This is a genomic window from Sporosarcina sp. BI001-red (assembly GCF_003384035.1).
GTDB lineage: Bacteria > Bacillota > Bacilli > Bacillales_A > Planococcaceae > Sporosarcina.
This window is the reverse complement of sequence record NZ_QQAK01000009.1, coordinates 613717-619716: the sequence shown is the minus strand read 5'-3', so window position 1 is coordinate 619716 and position 6000 is coordinate 613717. Positions and strand designations below refer to the sequence as shown.

Sequence of the window (6000 nt, the reverse complement as noted above, 5' to 3'; positions counted from 1 at the left end):
TTTGGTTTTTAAATTCCTTTGTATAGGTTCGTCTCACTCGTTTTTCAGTCATGTAGATTCTCCTCATCTCTTTGGTTGTATTCTACAAGACCCTAACTTTTCTGTCCAAGTAAGTGTAGCCTATTCACTTTTCTGACATAACACGTTGCAATTAACGCCCCACATAATTTAAAAAAATGTAGATGGCAACAAATAAAATAAAACCTAAACCCCAAGATGGAAACAAACGCATTTGCTGTCCGTTTAGCTCCCTATTCTAAAACCTTCATAACAAGTATAAAAACGCCTAAGAAGAAGACCATATAAACAATTGCAGAGTCACCCGTAAACAGAAAATGCGCCCGATTATCAAAGTATCTTTGTTAAGTCTAACTTCTTTCTATCTTAATTAATTTATTCATTGATACAATGGACAGCTGGTTTCCTGGCGTGATAATCATTCTTGCAGAGACTCCATGACAAGTTGCAACAATATGTACTTTCAGTTGCTCAACTCTGCAATATGATCTTGCAAAGTACACTTCATTAATATGCGTCTGCCGCTTTGAAAGTAATTCTTCGTAGAATTTATTTGAGAACCTGTTACAGAAAGGCTTTATTCGATTAAACATAAAAATAATTAAATAAAGTAATCATAATAGTAGAAAATAGTCACACATAAACTTAACACCATATACAAGATTAATCCTAAAATGATAGGCGGAAAACGAAATCGAAACAATTTTACTCCCCCCGCATCGGCACCCGTCAATCCTTTTACGCTAGCGTAAAATACATTTTGGTTGTGATTCGAAAAGTATAAAAAAAGCCATAGAATTGCAACTATTAATAGCGCTCCCAAGAAAATGGTCTCCATAAAGTCCCATTTGATAAATATAGACATACCCCACAACAATCCTGTTTCTATTAACATAGTTAGGATGACGATTAGTAATTTCTTCATTTAAATCCCTCCAGATACACTTTTATACGAATTATCCGTCGAAGGTTTCAAAATGGGTATGTTTTGTCTAATTTAGCACCCATCTACAAAAAAACATTCTGATTGCCAAGATACCTTAGTATGTATTTTGACAACTCAAACATAAACAATGCAGTCATAACTATAAGAAAAGATCAAATATATATGAACCATTACTGATAACTACTATGCCTTAGTCGTCCGTCATATCTCGTAACCGTTTCTTATCCTGCTTTCCTAACGAAGTGTACGGAATGCCACTAATAATAATCACTTTTTTTGGCATTTGATACCGCGCAGAAATAGCTCTTAGCCATTCCATGACGGATTGACTGGTTAGTTCATCGTTTACTGGTTCAACAAATGCGCATAATCGTTGGCCGAATCGATCGTCTTGTATACCTATGACCACCACGTCTTTTACCAAGGGATGGGTCCTTACAAGCTGTTCCAGCTCAATTGGATAGACATTTTCTCCAGCAGATACAATCCTATCATCTGTCCTGCCACACAAATACAACAATCCGTGCTGATCTTTGTATCCCAAGTCCCCAGTTCCGACCCAGGCAGACTCCTTATTTTTCATCGACCATTGGTTCTTCACAAAAAACTGGCCGACGTTTCCTGCTGCTACTTCTTTTTTCGTTTCATCCAGTATTCTCAACCGACTTCCTTGAATCACCCTGCCGATCGTATTCCTCGATATCGTTAAATCAGCGGGCGTCGCAATGCAGTTCAATCCCGATTCGGAAGTCCCATAGAGATTGAACAGAACCTTACCGAGTTTCATGTCGATATTCTGAACGAGCTTCGGATGTAACGGCGCTCCACCGGATGCTATACATTTCAGTGACATTAAGTCACTCGTCTTATGCGTTAAAAGCTTTTCAATCATTAACGGAACTACTGTGATTACTTCTATTTCATGGCTACGAATGAGAGTACACACTTTCTCTGCAGCAAATCCTTTAGTCAAGACGACCGTCTTCCCTAACGCTAAAAAGGACAGCAGTATAGCAATTCCATACCCATGATAAATTGGAGTGGCAATTAGTACACTTTTGCGATGTGTAAGCCCCAGTTTCGTCACCATCGTCAAGAACGGTTGAACATAATTAAAAAGCGACGGCTGATGGATCACTTTTTTCGGCTTTCCGGTTGTTCCCCCTGTCAAAAGAACAATTTTGCCGGATGAAGTTCTCTTACTTTCACTAGAAACAGATGTTTCGCTGCAGATTATATGATTAATGGCATGTTTGTCATCATGAAAGCTCAAAATTTTCGGATTTCGGTAATTAGAATTCTCCACAAGCTCATTTAATTCCTGATCATAAATTAGTAAGTCGAATGAATGCTGTTCAAGTAATTCATCAAAATGGCTGCCTCCCATTTCTGTGTTCAGTAAATAGATATCTGCCCCTAAACGGGATACTGAAAAAATAGCTTTGACAACTGAGGAATGGTTTTGGCAAAGAAATGCCACTTTCTTGTTTTCACGGAGTCTATAAGTACGTTGTAGATGCATAGAAAGGGCATCGCATTGTTTGCGGAGCTGTGAATAACTAATCGACTCGAGATCATCCACTATCGCGACCTTCTCTCCATGTATCTTGTCTGCGAGTTCCAGAAGGATCATGATGTTCACACCATGCTTCCTAACAGCGGAGGCGAATCCAGCAGCCCCCATAGGCGACAGCAATTCCATCTCTTTTAACAGGTAAGCCAAGTTACGAACCTGCACGCCGATTCCCCCTTCCAGTTGTCTTCATCATTACTTTTTCTATCGTCCCCCTGAAAAGGACAGAAGAAATTTGTCCGATGGGCAGCCACCACGGCCTATACATTTTGCATTTCGTATACATGGACTTGCAAATGATTTTAGCGACATGTTTCGGACACATCGCCGGCATGCGATCATAAGCCTCTGTTGGCCGGATCATGTCCGTCTTTACTAACGGAAGATAGATCGAAGTGGTCGATACACCATTTCGCTGCAGCTCGATTGCTGTGGAACGTAGCCAGCTGTCGAACGCTGTTTTGGAGGCTTGGTATGCAGCCCATCTAGGAAATGGAACTAATACAGCATTAATAGTAGATATGTTGATGATCTGTCCATTGTTTTTCTCTAGCAATGGAATGAACGCCAGTAGCATTTTGACAGGGGCAAAGTAGTTAATCGCCATGGTTCTCTCAAAATCATGGTGCCTGTCCAACGATTCATAAATCGACCGATTGATGGATAATCCTGCGTTACTGACCACGATATCAAGACCATGAGGCAGCTCTTGAATCAGGCAAATCAGCTCTTCCAGCTCATCATTGACTCGAAGATCTGCTGCAACGATAGTGACAGTCGCCATGTTCTTTTCAATTTCATATTTAATGCGCATAAGATTTTCCTTGCGTCGGGCAACCAAAACCAAATGAACAGGAAAGTCTTGCAGCAAATATGCCACTTGCTCCCCAATGCCTGAACTCGCGCCTGTGATCAGAATCGTCTTCCCGTTCAGTTCCTGCGCCAGTTTAGAGGGGGTGAAACGAACACGTTGAAATAATAGCTTCTCGATGAAACTATAGCGATGAACTGGAAACGTACTTTCATGTGTAATCATAGGGTCTCTTCCTTTTTTAAAACGGTGATAGTTTGAATAGATATATGGGAAAATCTGATTTAACGGAGGGCAGTTAATAACCTCATAGTTTATACTATTACGGAAATAGGTGCGATTTATGAGTCACCAATTTGGATAATTCTTATACGTGTGTTTCGTTATGAATTCACCATTCTCTACCGCCGTTCCTATTCAAACTTTCTCGCCCAATTGCAGCACAATGCACATTCATTAAATACACCATTTTACCTAACACGCTTTTCTTGACTATGAATACACAAAAAAACCTCTTTAGACAATTCTATCCAAAGAGGTTTATCAAATCAATACTATTAAGTTTTATTTCCTTACTCTACCGTAACACTCTTTGCCAAATTCCTTGGTTTATCCACATCACAGCCTCGCTGCAACGATGCAAAATAACTAAGCAACTGAAGTGGAATAACTGTAACAAGTGGCGTTAAAAGCTCGTGCACGTGAGGCAATACGAGATGATCTCCCGGTTCATTATCGCCTTCCATCGAGAGGATGCAAGCGTGTGCACCACGGGCTGTGACTTCTTTAACATTTCCTCGAAGATTAGGGCTGACACTTGGTTGAGTGGCAAGTGCAATGACAGGTGTCCCTTCTTCAATCAATGCAATTGTGCCGTGCTTCAATTCTCCTCCAGCAAAGCCTTCTGCTTGAATATAGGAAATCTCCTTCAGTTTTAACGCACCTTCTAAACTTACGTAAAAGTCTAGATTACGTCCGATGAAAAATGCGTTGCGTTTATCCGTTAATAGGTCTAAGGCAATTTTTTCAATTTCTTCTTTACCATCCGTTAACGTTTGAATCGCATTGGCTGCAATTGCTAGCTCTTTTTTCAAGTCTAGCTTCTGCGCCCCTCCACCTAATGCATAAGCCGTAATCGCGAGGACTGCGAGTTGAGCGGTATACGCTTTAGTCGATGCAACGGCGATTTCTGGACCTGCATGCAACAATAACGTATGGGCTGCTTCACGTGAAAGCGTAGAGCCTGGCACGTTCGTCATTGTAACTGATGGGTACCCAAGTGCTTTTATTTTTACAAGCACTTGTCGACTATCTGCCGTTTCACCGGACTGAGTAATGAATAAGAACAACGGCTTTTTCGAAAGAAGGGGCATATTATAGCCGAACTCACTGGAAATATGGACTTCGACCGGTAAACCTGCTAGTTTCTCAAAATATTCTTTTCCGATTAAGCCAGCGTTGTAACTTGTGCCTGCCGCAATAATATATAGTCGGTCAGCCTGTTGAAATGCCTGCTTGATATACGGGTCAATATCCAAGGTTCCCTCATTTGTGCTATACGCATCAATGATCTTACGCATCACACCTGACTGCTCATCGATTTCCTTTAACATATAGTGAGGATACGTTCCTTTTTCAATGTCACTCATATCGAGTTCCGCCGTATACGGAGCGCGCTCGATTTTATCTCCTGCAAGGGTTTCAATCACAATGCCATCTTTCCCAAGCAAAACAACTTCACCGTCATGCAGTTCAATAAACTGATCGGTCACTTGAAGCATCGCCATCGCATCAGATGCAACTACATTACACTCGTTGCTGACCCCCACTAGTAACGGACTGCGGTTTTTCGCAACAAAGATCGTATCCGGATCTTGTTCGTCTAACATCGCAATTGCATACGAGCCATGCAGCAACGATAGCGCTTTACGGAATGCTTCGTCTGTAGTCATTCCAGCGTTCGCAAAGTACTCTACCAGTTGGACAATGACTTCCGTATCCGTTTCAGAAACAAACTGGACATCTTGCAAGTATTCACGAGTCAGTTTTTCATAGTTTTCAATAACACCATTATGGACAAGTGTAAAACGTCCAGAGGCACTTTTATGTGGGTGCGAATTTTTCTGATCTGGTACACCATGTGTCGCCCAGCGTGTATGGCCGATCCCGACGTGTGCATCGATTTCTTCCGTTACTGCGTCTCTTAAATCCGCAATGCGGCCTTTTTCCTTGAACATTGTGACGCCTTGAGTTGTCTGGAATGCAATCCCAGCAGAATCATATCCTCTATATTCGAGCTTCTCCAGCCCTTTCAATAAAATCTCTGCTGCTTGGTTCTTTCCGTTGTACCCTACAATTCCGCACATAATTGTTCCTCCGTATCAGGCAGTCCGGAAGCAAAACTGTATAGGTCAGTCAGGCAGTTCTGCCCGGACTGGCCATTGAATTTGTCTGATACCTGCTACATCCCTTTTGTGTCACCGAGTTACCTCTGTGTTTTAGGAACTGCATATGATCGGGTATCTGCGATCAGGAGGCATCCGCCGAATGTTCGATGAACCTCCACCTCGTCTGCCGAGAATCTGTGCGATTTTCTTGGCGCTGGCGCTTTAACTGGTTTCCAATACTTTACGTGCCTACTACTCTCCTTTT

4 protein-coding genes are annotated in these 6000 nt (G+C 41.8%); all 4 read right to left on the bottom strand.

Annotated features, from left to right (window positions below):
* Positions 1 to 619: 619 nt before the first annotated feature.
* Entirely contained in the window at positions 620 to 943 is a 324-nt protein-coding gene (locus DVB69_RS04945; protein ID WP_116017132.1) for a hypothetical protein, read from the bottom strand.
* A gap of 211 nt (positions 944 to 1154) precedes the next feature.
* Positions 1155 to 2702 carry an AMP-binding protein gene (locus DVB69_RS04940; RefSeq protein ID WP_199562800.1) on the bottom strand — a complete coding sequence of 516 codons (1548 nt, stop codon included), beginning with the start codon at positions 2700 to 2702 and terminating at the stop codon, positions 1155 to 1157.
* Positions 2689 to 3573: an SDR family NAD(P)-dependent oxidoreductase gene (locus tag DVB69_RS04935; RefSeq protein ID WP_116017130.1), complete on the bottom strand. Its 885-nt coding sequence runs from the start codon at positions 3571 to 3573 to the stop codon at positions 2689 to 2691. The genes DVB69_RS04940 and DVB69_RS04935 overlap by 14 nt, the downstream gene beginning before the upstream one ends.
* A gap of 347 nt (positions 3574 to 3920) precedes the next feature.
* Positions 3921 to 5714, bottom strand: coding sequence for a glutamine--fructose-6-phosphate transaminase (isomerizing) (gene glmS / locus DVB69_RS04930; protein WP_116017128.1), 1794 nt, complete (start codon positions 5712 to 5714; stop codon positions 3921 to 3923).
* Between the last annotated feature and the right edge of the window lie 286 nt (positions 5715 to 6000).

Excerpts from the sequence above, each read along its gene's own strand:
- DVB69_RS04935 (WP_116017130.1), bottom strand. The coding sequence starts at position 3,573 with ATGATTACACATGAAAGTACGTTTCCAGTTCATCGCTATAGTTTCATC.
- DVB69_RS04945 (WP_116017132.1), bottom strand. The coding sequence starts at position 943 with ATGAAGAAATTACTAATCGTCATCCTAACTATGTTAATAGAAACAGGA.
- glmS (WP_116017128.1), bottom strand. The coding sequence starts at position 5,714 with ATGTGCGGAATTGTAGGGTACAACGGAAAGAACCAAGCAGCAGAGATT.